This is a genomic window from Nonomuraea sp. NPDC050227 (genome assembly GCF_044459705.1).
Classification (GTDB): Bacteria; Actinomycetota; Actinomycetes; order Streptosporangiales; family Streptosporangiaceae; genus Nonomuraea.
The window spans coordinates 352,934-369,476 of record NZ_JBITJF010000003.1 but is presented as its reverse complement, the minus strand read 5'-3'; the positions used below and the strand labels follow the sequence as shown (position 1 = coordinate 369,476).

The 16,543-nt window shown below is 71.1% G+C and carries 13 protein-coding genes; 10 read left to right on the top strand and 3 right to left on the bottom strand.

Features of this window, described 5'->3' with window-relative positions; all coding sequences use genetic code 11:
- Positions 1 to 177 precede the first annotated feature (177 nt).
- Genes ACIBK9_RS14090 through ACIBK9_RS14075 form a run of 4 tightly spaced genes read left to right on the top strand, consistent with a single transcriptional unit; the run spans position 178 to position 5,241 of the window.
- A complete protein-coding gene (locus ACIBK9_RS14090; RefSeq protein ID WP_364335368.1) occupies positions 178 to 1,425 on the top strand; it encodes an extracellular solute-binding protein in 1,248 nt (415 codons plus the stop codon).
- Entirely contained in the window at positions 1,407 to 2,357 is a 951-nt protein-coding gene (locus ACIBK9_RS14085; protein WP_387673660.1) for a carbohydrate ABC transporter permease, read from the top strand. The genes ACIBK9_RS14090 and ACIBK9_RS14085 overlap by 19 nt, the downstream gene beginning before the upstream one ends.
- A 9-nt stretch (positions 2,358 to 2,366) precedes the next feature.
- The gene (locus ACIBK9_RS14080; RefSeq protein WP_397158138.1) at positions 2,367 to 3,224 is read left to right on the top strand and encodes a carbohydrate ABC transporter permease; all 858 of its coding nucleotides are present in this window, start codon (positions 2,367 to 2,369) and stop codon (positions 3,222 to 3,224) included.
- Between the two features lie 25 nt (positions 3,225 to 3,249).
- Entirely contained in the window at positions 3,250 to 5,241 is a 1,992-nt protein-coding gene (locus ACIBK9_RS14075; protein ID WP_397158136.1) for a right-handed parallel beta-helix repeat-containing protein, read from the top strand.
- A gap of 75 nt (positions 5,242 to 5,316) precedes the next feature.
- On the opposite strand, the gene ACIBK9_RS14070 is transcribed toward ACIBK9_RS14075, so the two are convergent.
- The gene (locus ACIBK9_RS14070; protein WP_397158134.1) at positions 5,317 to 5,805 is read right to left on the bottom strand and encodes a GNAT family N-acetyltransferase; all 489 of its coding nucleotides are present in this window, start codon (positions 5,803 to 5,805) and stop codon (positions 5,317 to 5,319) included.
- Between the two features lie 95 nt (positions 5,806 to 5,900).
- On the opposite strand from ACIBK9_RS14070, the gene ACIBK9_RS14065 reads away from it, so the two are divergent.
- On the top strand, positions 5,901 to 6,095 hold the full coding sequence (locus tag ACIBK9_RS14065) for a hypothetical protein (RefSeq protein WP_397158132.1): 195 nt from the start codon (positions 5,901 to 5,903) through the stop codon (positions 6,093 to 6,095).
- Here the strand turns inward: ACIBK9_RS14065 and ACIBK9_RS14060 are convergent.
- Positions 6,082 to 6,900, bottom strand: coding sequence for an alpha/beta fold hydrolase (locus ACIBK9_RS14060; protein ID WP_397158130.1), 819 nt, complete (start codon positions 6,898 to 6,900; stop codon positions 6,082 to 6,084). The genes ACIBK9_RS14065 and ACIBK9_RS14060 overlap by 14 nt on opposite strands.
- Positions 6,901 to 7,076: 176 nt before the next feature.
- On the opposite strand from ACIBK9_RS14060, the gene ACIBK9_RS14055 reads away from it, so the two are divergent.
- Positions 7,077 to 8,330: a hypothetical protein gene (locus ACIBK9_RS14055; protein ID WP_397158128.1), complete on the top strand. Its 1,254-nt coding sequence runs from the start codon at positions 7,077 to 7,079 to the stop codon at positions 8,328 to 8,330.
- A 48-nt stretch (positions 8,331 to 8,378) separates the two neighbouring features.
- Here the strand turns inward: ACIBK9_RS14055 and ACIBK9_RS14050 are convergent, their stop codons facing one another.
- A complete protein-coding gene (locus tag ACIBK9_RS14050) occupies positions 8,379 to 9,275 on the bottom strand; it encodes a LysR substrate-binding domain-containing protein (RefSeq protein WP_397158126.1) in 897 nt (298 codons plus the stop codon).
- A 96-nt stretch (positions 9,276 to 9,371) separates the two neighbouring features.
- Between ACIBK9_RS14050 and ACIBK9_RS14045 the strand changes: the two genes are divergently transcribed.
- From ACIBK9_RS14045 to ACIBK9_RS14030, 4 genes are all read left to right on the top strand, one after another.
- On the top strand, positions 9,372 to 10,427 hold the full coding sequence (locus ACIBK9_RS14045) for a nitrilase family protein (RefSeq protein ID WP_397158124.1): 1,056 nt from the start codon (positions 9,372 to 9,374) through the stop codon (positions 10,425 to 10,427).
- Positions 10,428 to 10,596: 169 nt separating this feature from the next.
- Complete coding sequence (locus ACIBK9_RS14040; protein ID WP_397158122.1) at positions 10,597 to 11,751, top strand: right-handed parallel beta-helix repeat-containing protein; 1,155 nt, start codon at positions 10,597 to 10,599, stop codon at positions 11,749 to 11,751.
- Positions 11,752 to 11,938: 187 nt separating this feature from the next.
- Positions 11,939 to 15,454: a WGR and DUF4132 domain-containing protein gene (locus ACIBK9_RS14035; protein ID WP_397158120.1), complete on the top strand. Its 3,516-nt coding sequence runs from the start codon at positions 11,939 to 11,941 to the stop codon at positions 15,452 to 15,454.
- Positions 15,451 to 16,527 (top strand): AAA family ATPase, encoded by a 1,077-nt coding sequence (locus tag ACIBK9_RS14030; protein WP_397158118.1) that lies wholly within the window; start codon positions 15,451 to 15,453, stop codon positions 16,525 to 16,527. Before ACIBK9_RS14035 ends, ACIBK9_RS14030 begins: the two co-directional genes overlap by 4 nt.
- The last annotated feature ends 16 nt before the right edge of the window (positions 16,528 to 16,543 follow it).

Sequence of the window (16,543 nt, the reverse complement as noted above, 5' to 3'; positions counted from 1 at the left end):
TGATGGTGGTCGATGTCGCCGCGTCGATCGTGTCGAGCCGTCACGCCGTCCGCCACGCCGGCCCGCGCAGCCCGACCCCCTCACTCAGGTGGCCCCCGGGCGGGCGGCTCCCGAAGGCGGCCAGTCCACCCCGACCTTCCACCGGTCATGACTATGCAATTGGAGCGTGCAGCGGATATGGGAACACAGTTGCGCCGGGCGTGCGCGGTCGCGGTCGCCGCCACCACCGTGGTGGCCGCGGCCACCGCCTGCGGCGGCGAGGACCCGGCGCAGGCCGGCGCCACGACTCTGCGGATCATCGTCAACATCAGCCCGAACCTGACCGAGCAGTACTGGAAGGGACTGTTCGCGAAGTACGAGCAGAGCCACCCGGGGGTGAAGGTCAACCTGGAGCTCACCGGGACCGTCTCGGCGACCGCCAAGCTCACCCAGGACCTCGCCGCCGGCGACCCGCCGGACATCGCCCAGCAGATCACCCCGACCAAGGAGAACGCCGCCCTGTTCGCCGACCTCACCGGCGAGGCGTGGACCGGCCAGACCCCGCTGGCCGACCAGTACGCCGTGGACGGCAAGCGCTACCTGGTCGGCGTCGGCCAGCAGATCCAGTCGCTGGTCTTCTACAACAAGGCCGCCTTCGCCAAGGCCGGTCTCGACGCCACCGCCATCAAGACGCTCGACCAGTTCCAGGACGCCATGGCCAAGCTGAAGAGCGCCGGCTACACGCCGCTGCAGAGCGCCGGGCAGTGGGTGCCGGGAGCGCAGTTCTCCCTGATCGCCGACTCCGGCGTGCTCACCGCCGACCCCGACTGGACGGTCAAGCGCAAGCAGAACCAGGTCTCCTTCGCCACCGGCGACTACCTGAAGTACCTCCAGCGCTTCCGCAGCTGGATCGACCAGGGCTACCTCGACAAGAGCGCGCTCGGACTGACCTACGCCGACGGGCAGACGGCCTTCCTCGACGGCAAGTCCGCGATGTACGTCATGGGCTCCTTCTTCGTCCCGGCCGCCGACGCGGCGAAGAAGAGCGACGAGATCGGCGTCTTCTCCATGCCGACCGACGGCTCCCACCCCACCGGCCAGTACGGCAACATCGCCAGCCCGTACGTGGTCGTCAACGCCTCCAAGCACAAGGCTGCCGCGATCGACTTCGTGAAGTGGCTGGTCACCGACCCGGCCGCGATCGAGAGCCAGCTCGCCGCCGACGGCAACCTGCGCAAGGGCTTCACCTACAAGATGTCCAGCCTCGGCACGCAGGTCCAGAAGATCCTTGAGGAGGCGCCGTCCGTGCTGGTCAAGTCGGGCGAGCGCCAGCCGGTCGAGGGCTATCCGGCCGAGCTCAACACGCAGGTGCAGAAGCTGTACACGGGCGCCACGGCCGAGCAGGTCGCCGCCGGTTTGGACAAGTGGTGGAACTCGCAGAGCTGACCCGGCGGCCGGAGCGGCAGGCGTCCGAGCCGCGGCGCCCGCGCCGCGAGTGGCTGCCGGCCAGGTACCGGGCCAAGGCGGTGACCTTCGGGCTGGTCGCGCCGTCCGTGCTGGTCTACACGGTGATGACCGTCGTCCCGGTGGGCGTGGCGGTCTACCTCAGCCTGACGGACTGGAACGGCTTCTCCGACGCGGTGTTCGTCGGCTTCGAGAACTACCTGCACCTGTTCGACGACCCGAGCTCGACCAGCGCCTGGTACGTGACCGCCCTCGTCGCCGTCACCGGCACCCTGCTCATGATCGGCGGCGGCCTGGCGTACGCGCTGCTGCTCAAGGAGCGCTCGCGGACGAACTCGTTCTTCCGCACGCTCGCCTACTACCCGCACGTGATCAGCGCGCTGATCCTCGGCTTCCTCTGGGCCGCGATCCTCGGCACGAACGGCGCCGTCAACAGCACGCTGCAGCACTTCGGGATCGGGCCCGTCGGCTTCCTGTTCGAGGAGAACCTCGCCCTGGTCTCGCTCATCGCGGTGATCGTGTGGGCCGGCTTCGGGTTCAACGTCGTGCTGTTCGTCGCCGCGCTCCAGACGGTCCCCGCCGAGCTGCTGGAGGCCGCGGCGATCGACGGCGCGACCCGGCGCCAGGCCAACCTGCGCGTGGTGATCCCGATGATCTCCCCGGTGGTGACCGTGGCCACCGTGCTGAACCTCATCGGCCTGATCAAGACCTATGACCTGGTCGTGAGCCTCACCAACGGCGGGCCCGCGGGCGCCACGCAGACGTACTCGTTCCTCATCCTGGCCAGGTCCTTCGAGGGGACGAAGGTCGGTTACGCCAACGCGCAGGCCGTGTTCCTCATGGTCGTGTGCGCCGGCCTCGCCCTGCTGGTGACCGCCGCGCGCAACCGCCAAGACCGCGCCACGACGAGTTAGGGGACGGCGATGATCGAACAAACGCGAGCCGCCCACGGCAGGCGCCGCTCCTTCGTGCGCCCGGTCATGCTGGCGCTGCTCCTGGTGGCCATGACCGTGCCGGTCTACCTGCTCGTGGTCAACAGCTTCAAGTCCCAGGACGACATCCTCGGCAACCCCTTCTCCCTCCCGTTCGGCGACCTCACCTTCGACTACCTCGCCAACGCCGTCGACAGCCCCCAGTACAACGTGATCCGCAGCTACGGCTTCACGCTGTTCCTCGTCGTCGTCGTGGACGTCCTGTGCATCCTGCTGGCCGGGCCCGCGGCGTACGCGATCGCGCGCAGCCTCAGCCGCCGCTCCCAGCTGCTGCTGCTGTACTTCCTCGCGGGCACGTTCATCCCGGGCGCCGCGCTGGTGATCCCGGTGATCTACGTGCTGCGCTCGGTCGGCCTGGCCAACACCGTGGCCGGCCTCGTGGCCCACGACGTGGCCTCGACCCTTCCGGTGAGCATCTTCCTGTTCGTCGGCTTCATCCGTACCATCCCGGCCTCCATCGACCAGGCGGCGATGATCGACGGCGCGGGGCGGCTGCGCACGTTCTGGACGATCATCTTCCCGCTGATGCGGCCCGCGGTGGTCACCGTGCTGATCCTCAACTCGATCGGGATCTGGAACGACTTCGTCAGCCCGCAGATCCTGCTCAGCCCCGGTTCCGGCCGGTACACGGTGACGACCGCCATCTACGCGGGGATCAGCCAGTACTCGACCGACCTGACGCGGGTGTTCCCCAACCTGCTGCTGGCGGTGGCACCGGTCGTCATCTTCTTCGTCTACATGCAGCGCCACATCATCAGCGGCCTCACGGTCGGCGCGGTCAAGGGCTGAACGGCCCGTCACGGAAAGAGGGACCATGACCTTGTTACGCCTTCGGCGGCCGTTCGCGGCCATGGTGATCGCGACGGTGATCGCGACGGTGCTCGCGGTGGTGTCGGCGGCCGTCCCGGCGGCGGCCGAGCAGGGCCCGAGCGCGGGCGGCACCACCTACCACGTCGCGCCGTGGGGCAGGGACTCGGCCGACGGCCGGTCGGCCGCGACGGCCTACCGCCACATCCAGCGGTGCGCCGACGTCATGACGCCCGGCGACACCTGCCTGATCCAGTCGGGCACGTACGAGGAGACCGTCGTGCCCGCCCGGTCGGGCGCCGCCGGACTGCCCATCACCTACCGGGCGGCCCCCGGCGCGCGCGTGACGGTGAGCGGCGCCAAGCGGATCAGGGGCTGGTCCCCGGTCACCGGCCAGGACGTGGCCCGCATCGCGCAGTCGGACCCGTACGCGCCGGGCTCGCCCTTCGCCCAGGCCGTGCGCGACGGTCACGTCTACAGCGCCCGCGCCGACCTCGGACCCGACGTCACGACCGTGCAGACCTTCACCGACAAGCGGATGAACGTCGAGGCCCAGTGGCCCTACCCCGGCCTCGACCTGCTCGAACCCGCGGTGCGGTACGCCGGGCCGGGCAGCGCGGAGGCCACCGTCGCCGACGACGCGCTGACCCGCCCGGCCGGCTACTGGAACGGCGCCCGCGTGACGACGAACTACTGGTACATCACCGCGACCTCCACGATCAAGAGCTCCGACGTGGGCTCGGTCGTGCTCGACGTGGCGCCGCCGTGCGTCCACAAGGTGATCCCGAAGGACACCCGGTACGCGCTCACCGGCAAGATCGGCGAACTCGCCCACCCCGGCACCTGGTTCTACGACCCGGCCGGCAAACGGCTCTACCTGTACAGCGAGGACGACCCCGACCGGCACGTGATCGAGGCCAAGGCCCGCACGCTGGCCTTCGACCTGCGGAACGCGAGCCACACGACGATCGCCGGCGTCGGCCTGTTCGCCTCCACCGTCGAGACCGGGCCGGGCAGCAGCCACGTCGTGATCGACGGGATCACCGGCACGTACCTGTCGCACTACACCGACATCACCCGCGGCGCCACCGACTGCGGCTCCACCGTCACCCGGGGCGTCGCCGACACCGGCATCGTGCTCAACGGCACGGACAACAAGGTCGTCAACAGCGACCTGTCACTCAGCGCCGGCAACGGCATCGCGCTGCGCGGCATGCGGAACACCGCGACGAACAACGTCATCCACGACGTGGACTACCTGGGCACCTACGCGGCCGGCGTCGCCGTGCAGGGCAACAGCCAGACGGTCACGCACAACACCATCTACCGGGTCGGCCGCAGCGGCGTGAACCTGCAGTGGGACAACGCCGCCGGCGGCACGCCGGGGCCGGACCGCATCGCCTACAACGACATCTCCCAGTACGCCCGGCTGAGCCTGGACGTGGCCGCGGTCTACACCTGCTGCGGCTCCGACATGCTGGGGACCTCGATCGACCACAACGTGCTGCACGATCCGGCGCCGAGGTGGGGCGCCACCAAGTTCGGGGTCACCGGCGTCTACGCCGACAACGGGCAGAGCAACATCACCATCGCCGCCAACGTGGGCTGGGGCAACCCCGAGGGGACCGTCATGCTCAACGGCCTCGGCGGCGGCTCGCACAACAACGGCGTCTACAACAACACCGGCGGCATGACGATGTTCTACGTCAAGGAGCCCGGCAACTCGACCGGCACCAAGGTCTACAACAACATCGGCCCGATCCGCGGCCTCGACGGCGCCACGAACGGCGGGATGGTGCTGTCCAACAACCTGCCGGCCGACGTCGACCCGCTGTTCGTCGACCCGGCCGGGCGCGACTACCGGTTGTCGGAGGCGTCCCCGGCGCGCAACCAGGCGATCCCGCTGCCGGGCGTCAACGACGGCTCGACGGACCCGCTCCCGAGCCTCGGCGCCTACCAGTACGGCGCCCCCAAGTGGGTGGCCGGAGCGACCCGGTAGGACAGAAGCAGCCCGGCGTCCGTGGCCTCCACCACGGGCGCCGGTCCGGCGCGCGGTGCCCCTTCCAGGAGGTCGTCAGAGGGCGCGGTACATGATGTGCAGTCCGACGTAGCCCTTCGCCGGGCTCCGGAAGCCCTCCGGCACGGTGCAGAGCACCTCGAACCCGAGCATCCGGTACAACCGCACCGCCGTCTCGTTGGTCTCCACGACCGCGTTGAACTGCATCGAGCGGAAACCCGAGGTGCGGGCCCACTCGATCGTGTACTCGCACAGCGCGCGGCCCACACCGCGTCCGGAATGGGCTGGATCGACCATGTAGCTGGCGCTCGCGACGTGCGAGCCGTTGCCCATCTGGTTGTTGTTCATCTTCGCGGTGCCGAGGATCGTCCCGTCGTCGTCGACCGCGACGACCGTACGGTTCGGGGCGGGCAGCAACCACCAGCCGCGCCCCTCCTCCTGGCCGAGATCGAGCGGATAGGTGAAGGTCTCACCGGCGGCGACGATCTCGCGGAAGAACGGCCAGATGGCCGACCAGTCGTCCACGGTGGCTTCCCTGATCAGCATCCGCCCAATATACCGGCGACGCCGAGACGTCAGGAGAGCCTCCGGAGCGCTCTGATGCTGCCACCCTTGTGCATGGTTCGCCCATCACTGACCGCATGCTGCTCAGCCGTCTCGCTCACCGGCTGCGCGCGCGACCCGGCGACTGCATCGAACCCTTTCCCCAGACGTACCTGGTGACCGTCGTCCCCTGCCACGTGCCGCACTCGGCCGAGTGCGCCACCACGTACGTCCTCCCGCAGGGGCCGTACCCGGATGCGGTCATGACCGCGGCCGTCGTCAGGTGGACTTGATGAAGGTGTGCAGGTCGTCGTTGAACCGGTCGCGGTGGGTGACGAACAGGCCGTGCCCGCCGGTCGGGTACTCCAGGTAGGTCGCCCCGGGAACCAGCTTGGCGGTGCGCCGCCCGCTGACGGCCACCGGTATGGAGGCGTCGGCGGCCCCGTGCACGACCAGCGCGGGCACGGCGATCTCGGCCAGCGAGGCCCGGTGGTCGAAGGTCATGGCGGCCCGCTGGTACTGGCGGATCGCCCACGGCGAGACCTCAAGGCACTGCCGCAGCGTGAATTCCACCTGTGCGGGGGAGATCTCGTTGCCCAGGTGCGTGGCGAAGAACGCCTGCGCCCGCTGCGCCAGCCACTTGGGACGGTCGGCGTCCAGGGCCGCCATCGAGGCCTCCAGCGCGGCGCCCGGCACTCCCTCGGGGTTGTCGTCGGTCTGCAGCAGGAACGGCAGCATCGCCGAGACGAACGCCACCCGCGCGACGCGCTCGTCGCCGTGACGGGCCAGGTACCGGGCGACCTCGGCGCCGCCCATCGAGTGACCGACCAGGGTGATGTCACGCAGGTCGAGCAGCTCGATCAGCTCCGCCAGGTCGTCGGCGCCGGTGTCCAGGTCGTAGCCCGTCGAGGGACGGTCGGAGCGGCCGTGGGCCCGCCGGTCGAGGGCGACGCACCGGTAACCGCGCTCGACGAAGTACGGGATCTGGTACTCCCACATGTCCGCCGAGAGCATCACGCTGGCGACGAAGACGATGGGCTTGCCCTGGCCGTAGTCCTCGTAGGCGAGGCGGGTGCCGTCCGTGGTCTGGAAGAACATCTCATGACTCCTTATGTCGTGCGATGTCCTGAGTTTTTCAGCCAGAGGTAAGGGCGACAATTACGTCCCAGGTAAGCGTGCGCGGCCCACACATCAGCATGTTGACGCTGTTGGCGCCGCATGTTGTGATCCACACAGGCGTATTTCGTACTTAATTAGTATGAAATGAGGTGGTCATGAGGCTCCTCCAGAGTGCGGCTGCGGTTGTCATGCTCCTGGTGAGCGCGGCCGGCATCCAGACCGTGCGGAGCGGACCGGCGCAGGCGGCTCTGCCCACCGCCGCCGTCGCGCTCGGCGACAGCTTCATCAGCGGCGAGGGCGCGGGGAACTACCAGCCCGTCGTCGACGCCTCCGGCACGGCACAGTCCTTCCCCGGCTGGTCGGCGGCCAACAGCAACGCCTACTTCTGTCACCGGTCGGCGAACGCCTCGGTGTTCGCGGCGTCGCTCCCGGGCATCCAGCAACGTTTCAACCTCGCGTGCTCGGGCGCCCAGCCCGCCGACATCGCCGCGCCCTCCAGCGCCCGGGCCGAGGGCCGCACCGTCGCCTCGCAACTCGACCAGCTGCGCGCCGTCGCCCGGACGCACGACATCGACGTCGTCCTCGTCGGCCTCGGCTCCAACAACACCCAGTTCACCTTCGGCGACGTGGCCACGCTGTGCGCCAACCGCTTCATCGCCGACGCCTGGACGGGCTGGTGGGAGTTCTGGGCCTACCTGAAGGGCGAGGTGCCGCAGCGGCCCTGCACCGCCTCCGACCTGGCCACCGACGCCGAGGTCGCCGCCGCCACCGCCGAGACCACCGCGGCCCTGCGCCAGATCCTGGACACCCTCGACCAGATCGACGCCGACGGCGTCCACCAGGTGGTTCTGCAGACCTACACCAACCCGCTGCCGCCCGACGTCGCCCCGCAGTACTACGACGAGGACGGCCGCACCGACACCCGCGACAAGTTCCGCGCCCTCGGCGCCGAGCGCTACGCCGCCGGGTGCCCGATCCACCGTGCCAGCCTTGCCCCCGGGCACGTGTTCTCCCAGAACCTCGGCTCGCTGGTCAAGAACGCCTTCACCACGCTGGCAGCCGAACGCCCGGCGGCCGACCTGCGCGTGCTGGACGTCCAGAGAGCCTTCGACGGGGCCAGGCTCTGCGAGAACCCCGGCAGCCCGGCCGGTGCGCTCGCGACGCCGGTCCGGGTGCAGGACGGGCCGTCCGGCACGTTCATCACCAGCCTGTCCGGCTGGGACAAGATCGGTATCCAGCGGGCGGCGAACACCTGCGTCACCTACTTCCAGACCTGTCAGGAGTCGTGGCACCCCAACGCCGCGGGCCACACGGTCCTCGGCCAGTGCCTGACCGGCGCCCTGGCCGCGACGCCCCGCGCGATCGTCACGTGCGCCCGTAACCCGGACGGCACGCTCACCATCTCCTGACCTCGGGGCGGGTGACCAGCGGGGACGCGCCACGACCGAGGTGCCGGCTCAGGAGCCGCCGGCTTCGAGAAGACCGTGTTCTCGTACGAGGTCCAGGAAACCGGTCGTCAACGGGCCGGACCGCCCGTCCTTCCACACCACGGCGATCTGCCATTCGGCCGCCGGATGGCGGATCGGCGTGATCGTGACCGAGGACGGCGCGATCCGGCGGGCGCTGGCCGGCACGAAGGCGACCCCCGCGCCGGCCGCCACCAGCGCGAGCACGGTCTGCAGGTCCTGAGCCTCCTGGACGACGGCAGGGCGGACCGCGACGACGGTGCACAGGTGGTTGATCTGCCGTACCAGTCCGGGCCCTCTCTCCTGCGCCAGCTGGAGGAAGTCGTGGCGGGCCGCCCAACTCGCGAGATCTCCGACGTCGTGCGGAGGCCGGTCGTCATGGTCGGCCCAGGCGAGGGCGAGGCGGTCGCCGGCCAGCGGCAGTCGTCCCCATCCGCCGTCGAGCGGCAGCCGGACGAAACCGACGTCGAGGTCGCCCGCGTCGATCCGGTCAAGCTGGGCCTGTGACGACATGTCGTCCAAAGTGACGTGCGCGTCGGGGTGGCGCCGCCGGAAGGCGGCGACGATCCGAGGGGCCAGGTCGATGCTCGACAGCCCGAAGCCGACCGACAGCCTTCCGATCTCGCCGGTGGCCATTCTCGCCATCCGCCGGGTGAGCGCGTCCGCCCGCCGCAGGAGAGCCTGCGCGTCCGGGAGCAGGACGGCGCCCAGGCCGGTCAGCGCGGCGCCGTGCCGGCCGCGGTCGAACAGCCGGCCTCCCACCTGGGCCTCCAGCGACTGGATCTGTTTCGTGAGCGTCGGCTGGGTGACGTTCAGCGTTCGCGCGGCGCGGCCGTAGTGACCGTGCTCGGCGACCGTGAGGAAGGCGCGAAGCAGAACCAGATCCATTCCGCGACTCTATCGAACAGCGAAAAAGATTCATTGGACGAATGGGAAGCGCATGCGGTCTGCTGGTGAGCCACCCCGAGGATCCGGAGGTTCGCGATGGCAGAAAACGACGAGGCGGCCGAGACCCCCATGCCGGCGTTGCGGTGCGCGACCGTGCAGTTCGAGCATCGTCCCGATGACAAGACCTACAACCTGGCCCAGGTCGAGCACCACGTGCGCGTGGCGAGCGCGGACGGCGTGCAGGTCATCGCCTTCCCGGAGATGTGCCTGCTGGGGTACTGGCATCTCCGCCGCCAGACCCCCGAGCGGCTGCGGGAGCTCGCCGAGCCGGTGGACGGTCCGTCCGTCACCGCCGTGCGCGCGCTGGCGGCCGAGCACGGCGTCGCCGTGGGAGTCGGCTTCCTGGAGAGCGACACGGACGGGCGGCTGTTCAACAGCTATGCCCTCTGCGTCCCGGACGGATCCGTCCACCGTCATCGCAAGCTGCACGCCTTCGAGCATCCGGCGATCAGCAGCGGCGACGCCTACACCGTCTTCGACACCCCCTGGGGCGTCCGCATGGGCATCCTCATCTGCTGGGACAACAACCTGGTCGAGAACGTCCGCGCCACCGCGCTGATGGGCGCCTCGGTCCTGGTGGCGCCCCACCAGACCGGCGGCACCGCCTCGCGCAGCCCCCACGGGATGCGCCCGATCCCCGTGGAGCTCTGGCGGAACCGGCACAGCGCCCCGGCGGCGATCGAGGCCGAGCTGCGCGGCCCCAGCGGACGCGAGTGGCTGATGCGCTGGTTGCCCGCCCGGGCTCATGACAACGGGCTGTTCGTCCTGTTCAGCAACGGCATCGGCGAGGACGACGACGAGATCCGCACCGGCAACGCCATGATCATCGACCCCTACGGCCGCATCCTCGGCGAGACCTGGGCGGCCGGTGACGACATGGTGACCGCCGACCTCGACCTCACCCTGCTGCCGCTCTCGACCGGCCGCCGATGGCTCCAGGGACGACGCCCGGAACTCTACGGCATCCTCACCCACCGGTTCGGGGACGAACGCGAGCCTCGCGCCGCCCGCTTCGCCACCGACCCGGTGCCACTCCTCCGCACCCCCGGTAGCGCGGCCGGCGAGGATGTCCTCGATCTGCCGCGCCACTGAGCATCAAGGCGACCCCCAGGCCGGTGACCTGCCCGATCCGGCAGGGCTTGGACGGGTGCCGCCCGGCACCCGCCTCCAGACGTGTCCTGTTGCGGCCACAGCGGTAATGACCGCGCCGTTCCAGCGAAAGGAGAACGCAGGCATCTCGTCGATCGGCGATGGAGGGCACATGCGCGATGAACGGTTCGTCCGCACGGGTCACCGACCCAGGCGTTCCACGACGACGCGTCGGCTCGTTCGGGCCGGCTGCTCCGTCCTGCTGCTGACCGCGACCGTCGGGCTCGGCCGGACCGCCGCTGCCTCCGCAGGCGCCCCCGTCACCTGCGGGAGCGTCCTGACAGGGAGCGTCACCCTGACCGGGGATCTGACGTGTCCCGGTGACGCGCTGATCGTCGGCGCCGACGACGTGACCATCGACCTGGCCGGGCACACCCTCCAGGGCGCGGGCACCGGCACCGGCGTCCAGGTCAGCTCCCAGGGGACCGCCTGGACCGGAACCGTCATACGCGACGGCCGGATCGAAGGGTTCGCCACCAGCGTCGGCGACGACGCCCTCACCCCCCACATCACTGTCGCCCTTCGCGACATGACGATCACCGGCGGCCCCGTGAAGCTGCGCGGCGGCGCCTGGCCTGAGCTCTCGATCAGCGGTTCCCCGCGCCGATGCGACGTGGACGCCGTGGACGCCCGCCAGGTCCGCCTGACCATCGACGGCTGCACTCTGCACCGCGTCTCGGCCCGCAGCACCTACACGACGCTCACGTCGAGCAGAGTGATCTCGGGCAGCCTGTCCTTCAACGAGAACAACGCCGCACTCGTCACCGGCAACGTCTTCGACAACGCCCCGATCAGCGCGGACAACAACAGCTGGAACGTCGTGCTGCGCGACAACGTCTTCAAGAACGCCGACATCGCGGTACGGGCCGGCTGGGCGCCGGACACGCTCATTGAGGACAACACGTTCAAGAACAACTCCATCGGCGTATACGGCTACCTCATGGACGCCACCATCGCCCGCAACCGGTTCATCGGCAACCGCACCGCCGGCATCTACGTCAGGGACTCCACCACGTCGTCGTTCATCGACAACGTGTTCAAGGGAAACGGCCACGATCCCAGCGGGCTCACCGACGAGGCGGGCCTTCCCGTACGTGGCGCCATCCACATCGGCCGGAGAAGCTCCCCGATCACCCTGACGGGAAACGTGGGCAAGCACAACGACGGCTACTTCGTCTGGATCACGCCGCCCTCAGGAGCGATCGACGGCGGCGGCAACCGGGGCCGTCCCTGCGGTCCCCAGCCACTCCCGCTGACCTGCCACTGACCCCTCGCGGACACGCTCCCGCCCGCGCCGCGACAGGCGGGCCGTGCCGCGCGCTCGGCCGCTGCCCGCCGAAGACCGCCGCCGAGGACCGCCCCCGCCTACGGTCCGCGCAACTTTGTCGGTCGTGCCCGCCATACTCGCCGCTGTCGATCAAGAGGACGACGGGATGCGGCGTGGAGGTATCGGCATGAGCGTGGAGCGCACGCTGACGTTCGTCGGCGGAAGTTCGGCCAAGTTCTGGGAGGTGCGCCAGGACGGCGCGGAGCTGCACATCCGGTACGGACGGCTGGGCGCGGCCGGTCAGACGCAGGTCAAGTCGTTCGGCTCGGCCGCCGCCGCCACTGCCGCCGCCGACAAGCTGGTGGCGGAGAAGATGCGCAAGGGCTACGCGGAGGACGGAACGGCCGCCTCGCCGCGGGAGGCTTCGCCCGCGGCCGCCGGAGGCGTCAAAGACGAGGACGAGGACCGGCTGGCGTTGCCGCCCGCCTGGTTGCGCGCTCTCCACCCCCGGCGAGGCGGAGCGAAGGCCCCGGTGCGGCGGCCGGACCCGGGCGCGCCGCAGAAACTGGCCGCCGAGCTGGGCCGACGCGGGAAGGTGCTCGCCGACATGGTGGCGAAGTGCCCGGATCCGGAGCTCGCGGCCGCGGGCGCGGCGTATCTGGCGGGGGAGCCCGCCGGCACACCGCTGGGCGCGGCGGTGGTCGCCAAGGCGATGGCCGCGTCCGTGCCATGGGCCGAGCGCGAGCTGTTGTCCCTGTTCCCCGAGACCTGGCTGGCCGAACGCGGCCTGGTGTTCGCGGCGGTGGCCGTGACCGAGCTGGCCTCGCTGGACTACGTCCACGACGGCGGCACCTGGATGGTCCGCCGGCTGGCCGACGGCGAGGCCTCCGACCAGTGGTACGGCTGGGCCTCCGGCGAGCAGATCGACGCCCGGGTCCGCGCCGCGCTGGCCGCCGCGTCCGACGCCGAGTACGCCGAGGTCGTCGCGGCGCTGGCGGTGAGCCGCGCGGGCGGGCTCCACCAGCGCGTGGCCGCCTCCTACCTGGCGCCCACCCAGACCGGGTGGGTCGCGGCCGACTGCGCCGAGGTGAGCCGGGTCCTCCCGGCTCTCGCCGTCCGCCTGATCGCCGCCATCAGCACGCCGGAGCACGCCGAGCTGATCGCGGACCATGTGCGTGGCCCCTACATGGGGGACTCCTTCGCCCTGCCGGCCACGGTCGTCGACGGCATGGGCGAGGCGGCCGTGCCGCTGCTGGCCGTCTGGGTGGACCACGCCTACGGCGCGGACAGCCGCAAGCGGCTGCTGCACGTGCTCGCCGACCTGCCGTACGACACGGCGATGCGGGCGATCCTCGACCGCGTCGAGCAGAAGTACACCCAGCCGGCCTTCCTGCGCGCGGCCTCCCGCTTCCCCCGCCGCGCGATGCGGATGCTGGCCGAGTCCGGCGGCAAGATCGTCGACCTGCTGCTGCGCACCCATGTGGCGGCCCGTCCCGACCTGGTGGACGAGGTGCGCGCGAGCCTCGGCGACGGCGCCGCCGCCGAGCGTCTCGACAGGATCGCGACCGCCGGCGCCGTCGCCGCCGCTGTGCCGGAGGCGCTGCCCGAGGTGCTGGTCAGCCCGCCCTGGACCCGCCCGCGCAAGGCGCGCAAGGTGGTCGTGGTCGACGGCCTGGCGTGCACCGACGAACCGGCTCTCCTGTGGGCGCCGGGCGAGCAGGACAACTGGCGCTCCTCCCGGGCGGAGGTTTCCTGGGGTCGCTCCTGGCGCCGGAGCTGGAAGGACGTCGCCCGTGGGATCGCCGAGGGCCGGGGCGCCCACTGGTCCGACGAGGTCGCCCTGTTCGTCACCGGGCCCGAGGAACTGGCCGCGCCGCTGATCGGCAGGTGGCGCCCTGGCGACCTGTGGGGGGCGGGCGACTGGATGCCGATGGTGGTGGCCAGGTTCGGCACGGCGGCGCTGCCCATGGTGGTCGACAGCGCCCGGCGCGGCCCCAGCTCGGTCGCCGCGTCGCTGCTGCCGTTCGCGGCGCCGGAGGTCGCCGTGCTGATGGCCGACTGGCTGGCCCGGCTGAAGTCGGTCCGCGCCACCGCGCTGGCCTGGCTGAACCGTCACCCCGCGGCGGCCGCCAGGGCGCTGGTCCCGGCGGCTCTCGGCAAGCCCGGCGTGGCCCGGCTCCGGGCCGAGCAGGCGCTGGCGGCGCTGGTCGCGGGCGGCCACCGCGACACCGTGGCCGAGGCCGCCGCAGGGTACGGGCCCGCCGCCGAGGCCGCCATCGCCGACCTGCTCGTGGCCGACCCGCTCGACGTGCTGCCCGTCAGGATGCCGGTGCTGCCCGAGTGGACGGAGGTCGCGATCACGACCCCGATCCACCTGCGCGGCGACGCGGGCGCGCTGCCCCCCGAGGCGGCCCGCCACGTGATGACGATGCTGGCGATCTCCAAGCCGGGCGACCCGTACGCCGGTCTCGCCGTGGTCAAGCAGGCCTGCGACGGCCGCAGCCTCGCCGACTTCGCCTGGGCGCTGTTCCAGTGCTGGCAGGCGGCCGGCTACCCGTCCAAGGAGAGCTGGGTGATGGACGCGCAGGCGTTGCTCGGCGACGACGAGACCGTACGGCGGCTGACCCCGCTGATCAGGACCTGGCCGGGCGAGGGCGGGCACGCGCGCGCGGTCGCCGGCCTGGACCTGCTGGCCTCCATCGGCTCCGAGGTGGCGCTGATGCACCTGCACGGCATCGCCGAGAAGGTCAAGTTCGGCGGGCTGAAGAACCGGGCCAAGCAGAAGATGGACGAGGTCGCCGCCGAGCTCGGCCTGAGGCCGCAGGAGCTGGCCGACCGGCTGGTGCCCGACTTCGGCCTGTCCGACGACGGCAGCCTGACCCTCGATTACGGCCGCAGGCGGTTCGTGGTGGGCTTCGACGAGCAGCTCAGGCCGTACGTGGCCGACGCCTCGGGCAAACGGCTGAAGAACCTGCCCAAGCCGGGCGCCAACGACGATCAGGAGCTCGCGACCGCCGCCTACCGGCGCTTCGCCGGGCTGAAGAAGGACGTGCGCTCCGTGGCCGGGGACGCCATCCGCCGCCTGGAGCAGGCCATGGTGAACCGGCGTCGCTGGAGCGCCGGCGACTTCGGCCGGCTGTTCGTCGGCCACCCGCTGCTCCGGCACATCGTCCGGCGGCTGGTATGGGGCCTGTACGACCCGTCGGGGCGGCTCACGGGCACCCTGCGCGTGGCCGAGGACCGCAGCTTCGCCGACGTCGCGGACGACACGCTGACGTTGCCCGAAGACGCCCTCGTAGGCGTGGCGCACCCCCTGGAACTGGGGGAGGACCTGGCCGCCTGGTCCGAGGTGTTCGCCGACTACGAGATCCTGCAGCCGTTCCCGCAGCTGGGCAGGGAGACGTACGAGCTGGATCCGGCGCTGGTGGCCGAGATCGAGGCCGCCAGGATCCCCACCGGCGCGGTGATCGGCCTGGAGCGGCGCGGCTGGCGGCGCGGCACGCCTCAGGACGCCGGCTGGCAGGGCTGGATCGAGCGGGACGTGCCCGGCGGCAGGACCATCACGATCGGCCTCGATCCGGGCATCGCGATCGGCTACCCCGGCTTCGCCGACGAGCAGACCCTGGTCGAGCTGGGGCTCGACGGCCTCGATCCGATCACCACCTCCGAGATCCTCCGAGACCTCAGGGACATCACCCGATGAACGGACACGCCCAGCGGCCCCCGGCCGAGATCCGCTACGCCGGCGAGCTGGCCAGGCTGCGGGAGCACGACAACGACGACCGGCCGCCCGGCTGGGCGCTCAGCCTGCGGGCCGCCCGCCGTTTCGTCCTAGGGGACGAGAAGCTGGGCATCAGCCGCAAGTTCGTGGGCGATCCCTCGCTGATCGACCGGTCCCTGGTGACGCTCGCGACCAACCGCGGGCTGATGCTGGTCGGCGAGCCCGGCACGGCCAAGTCGCTGCTGTCCGAGCTGCTCGCCGCGGCCGTCAGCGGCACCTCGACGCTCACCATCCAGGGCGGCGCGGCCACCACCGAAGACCAGATCAAATACTCCTGGAACTACGCGCTGCTGGTCGCCGAGGGCCCCTCCAACCGGTCGCTGGTGCCCGCGCCGCTGCTGCGCGGCATGGCCGAGGGCAAGGTGGTGCGCTTCGAGGAGATCACCCGGTGCCCGCTGGAGGTGCAGGACTGCCTGCTGTCACCGCTGTCGGACCGGGTGCTCGCCGTACCGGAGCTGAGCGGTCCCGAGTCGATGGTGTTCGCCCAGGAGGGGTTCACCATCCTGGCCACGGCCAACACCCGCGACCGCGGCGTCAACGAGATGAGCGCCGCGCTCAGGCGCCGCTTCAACTTCGAGACCGTCTTCCCGATCGCCGACTTCGACACCGAGCTGGCGCTGGTGGAGGCGGAGGCGGTGGCGCTGCTCGAACGCTCGGGCGTCACCGCGCCGCCGCGCCGCGACGTGCTGGAGGTCCTGGTCACCACCTTCCGCGACCTGCGCCAGGGGCACACCGCGCGCGGCGACGCCACCGACCGGCTGTCGGGGGTGATGAGCACCGCGGAGGCCGTCTCGGTCGCCCATGCCGTCGGGGTGCGCGGCTGGTTCCTGCGCCGCGAGCCGGGCACCGCCGCCGACCTGGTCTCCTGCCTGGCCGGCACGGCCGCCAAGGACAACCCGGAGGACCTGGCCAAGCTCCGCAGGTACCTGGAGCGCAGGCGGCACGGCGACCAGTGGCAGGCCCTGTACGAGGCCCGCCACCTGCTGCCGGGCTGACCGATGGCGGTCATCT

Bases quoted from the DNA above. Each gene is read 5' to 3' on its own strand.
- ACIBK9_RS14090 (WP_364335368.1), top strand. From the start codon at position 178: ATGGGAACACAGTTGCGCCGGGCGTGCGCGGTCGCGGTCGCCGCCACC.
- ACIBK9_RS14080 (WP_397158138.1), top strand. From the start codon at position 2,367: ATGATCGAACAAACGCGAGCCGCCCACGGCAGGCGCCGCTCCTTCGTG.
- ACIBK9_RS14075 (WP_397158136.1), top strand. From the start codon at position 3,250: ATGACCTTGTTACGCCTTCGGCGGCCGTTCGCGGCCATGGTGATCGCG.
- ACIBK9_RS14070 (WP_397158134.1), bottom strand. From the start codon at position 5,805: ATGCTGATCAGGGAAGCCACCGTGGACGACTGGTCGGCCATCTGGCCG.
- ACIBK9_RS14065 (WP_397158132.1), top strand. From the start codon at position 5,901: ATGCTGCTCAGCCGTCTCGCTCACCGGCTGCGCGCGCGACCCGGCGAC.
- ACIBK9_RS14060 (WP_397158130.1), bottom strand. From the start codon at position 6,900: ATGTTCTTCCAGACCACGGACGGCACCCGCCTCGCCTACGAGGACTAC.
- ACIBK9_RS14055 (WP_397158128.1), top strand. From the start codon at position 7,077: ATGAGGCTCCTCCAGAGTGCGGCTGCGGTTGTCATGCTCCTGGTGAGC.
- ACIBK9_RS14050 (WP_397158126.1), bottom strand. From the start codon at position 9,275: ATGGATCTGGTTCTGCTTCGCGCCTTCCTCACGGTCGCCGAGCACGGT.
- ACIBK9_RS14045 (WP_397158124.1), top strand. From the start codon at position 9,372: ATGGCAGAAAACGACGAGGCGGCCGAGACCCCCATGCCGGCGTTGCGG.
- ACIBK9_RS14040 (WP_397158122.1), top strand. From the start codon at position 10,597: ATGCGCGATGAACGGTTCGTCCGCACGGGTCACCGACCCAGGCGTTCC.
- ACIBK9_RS14035 (WP_397158120.1), top strand. From the start codon at position 11,939: ATGAGCGTGGAGCGCACGCTGACGTTCGTCGGCGGAAGTTCGGCCAAG.
- ACIBK9_RS14030 (WP_397158118.1), top strand. From the start codon at position 15,451: ATGAACGGACACGCCCAGCGGCCCCCGGCCGAGATCCGCTACGCCGGC.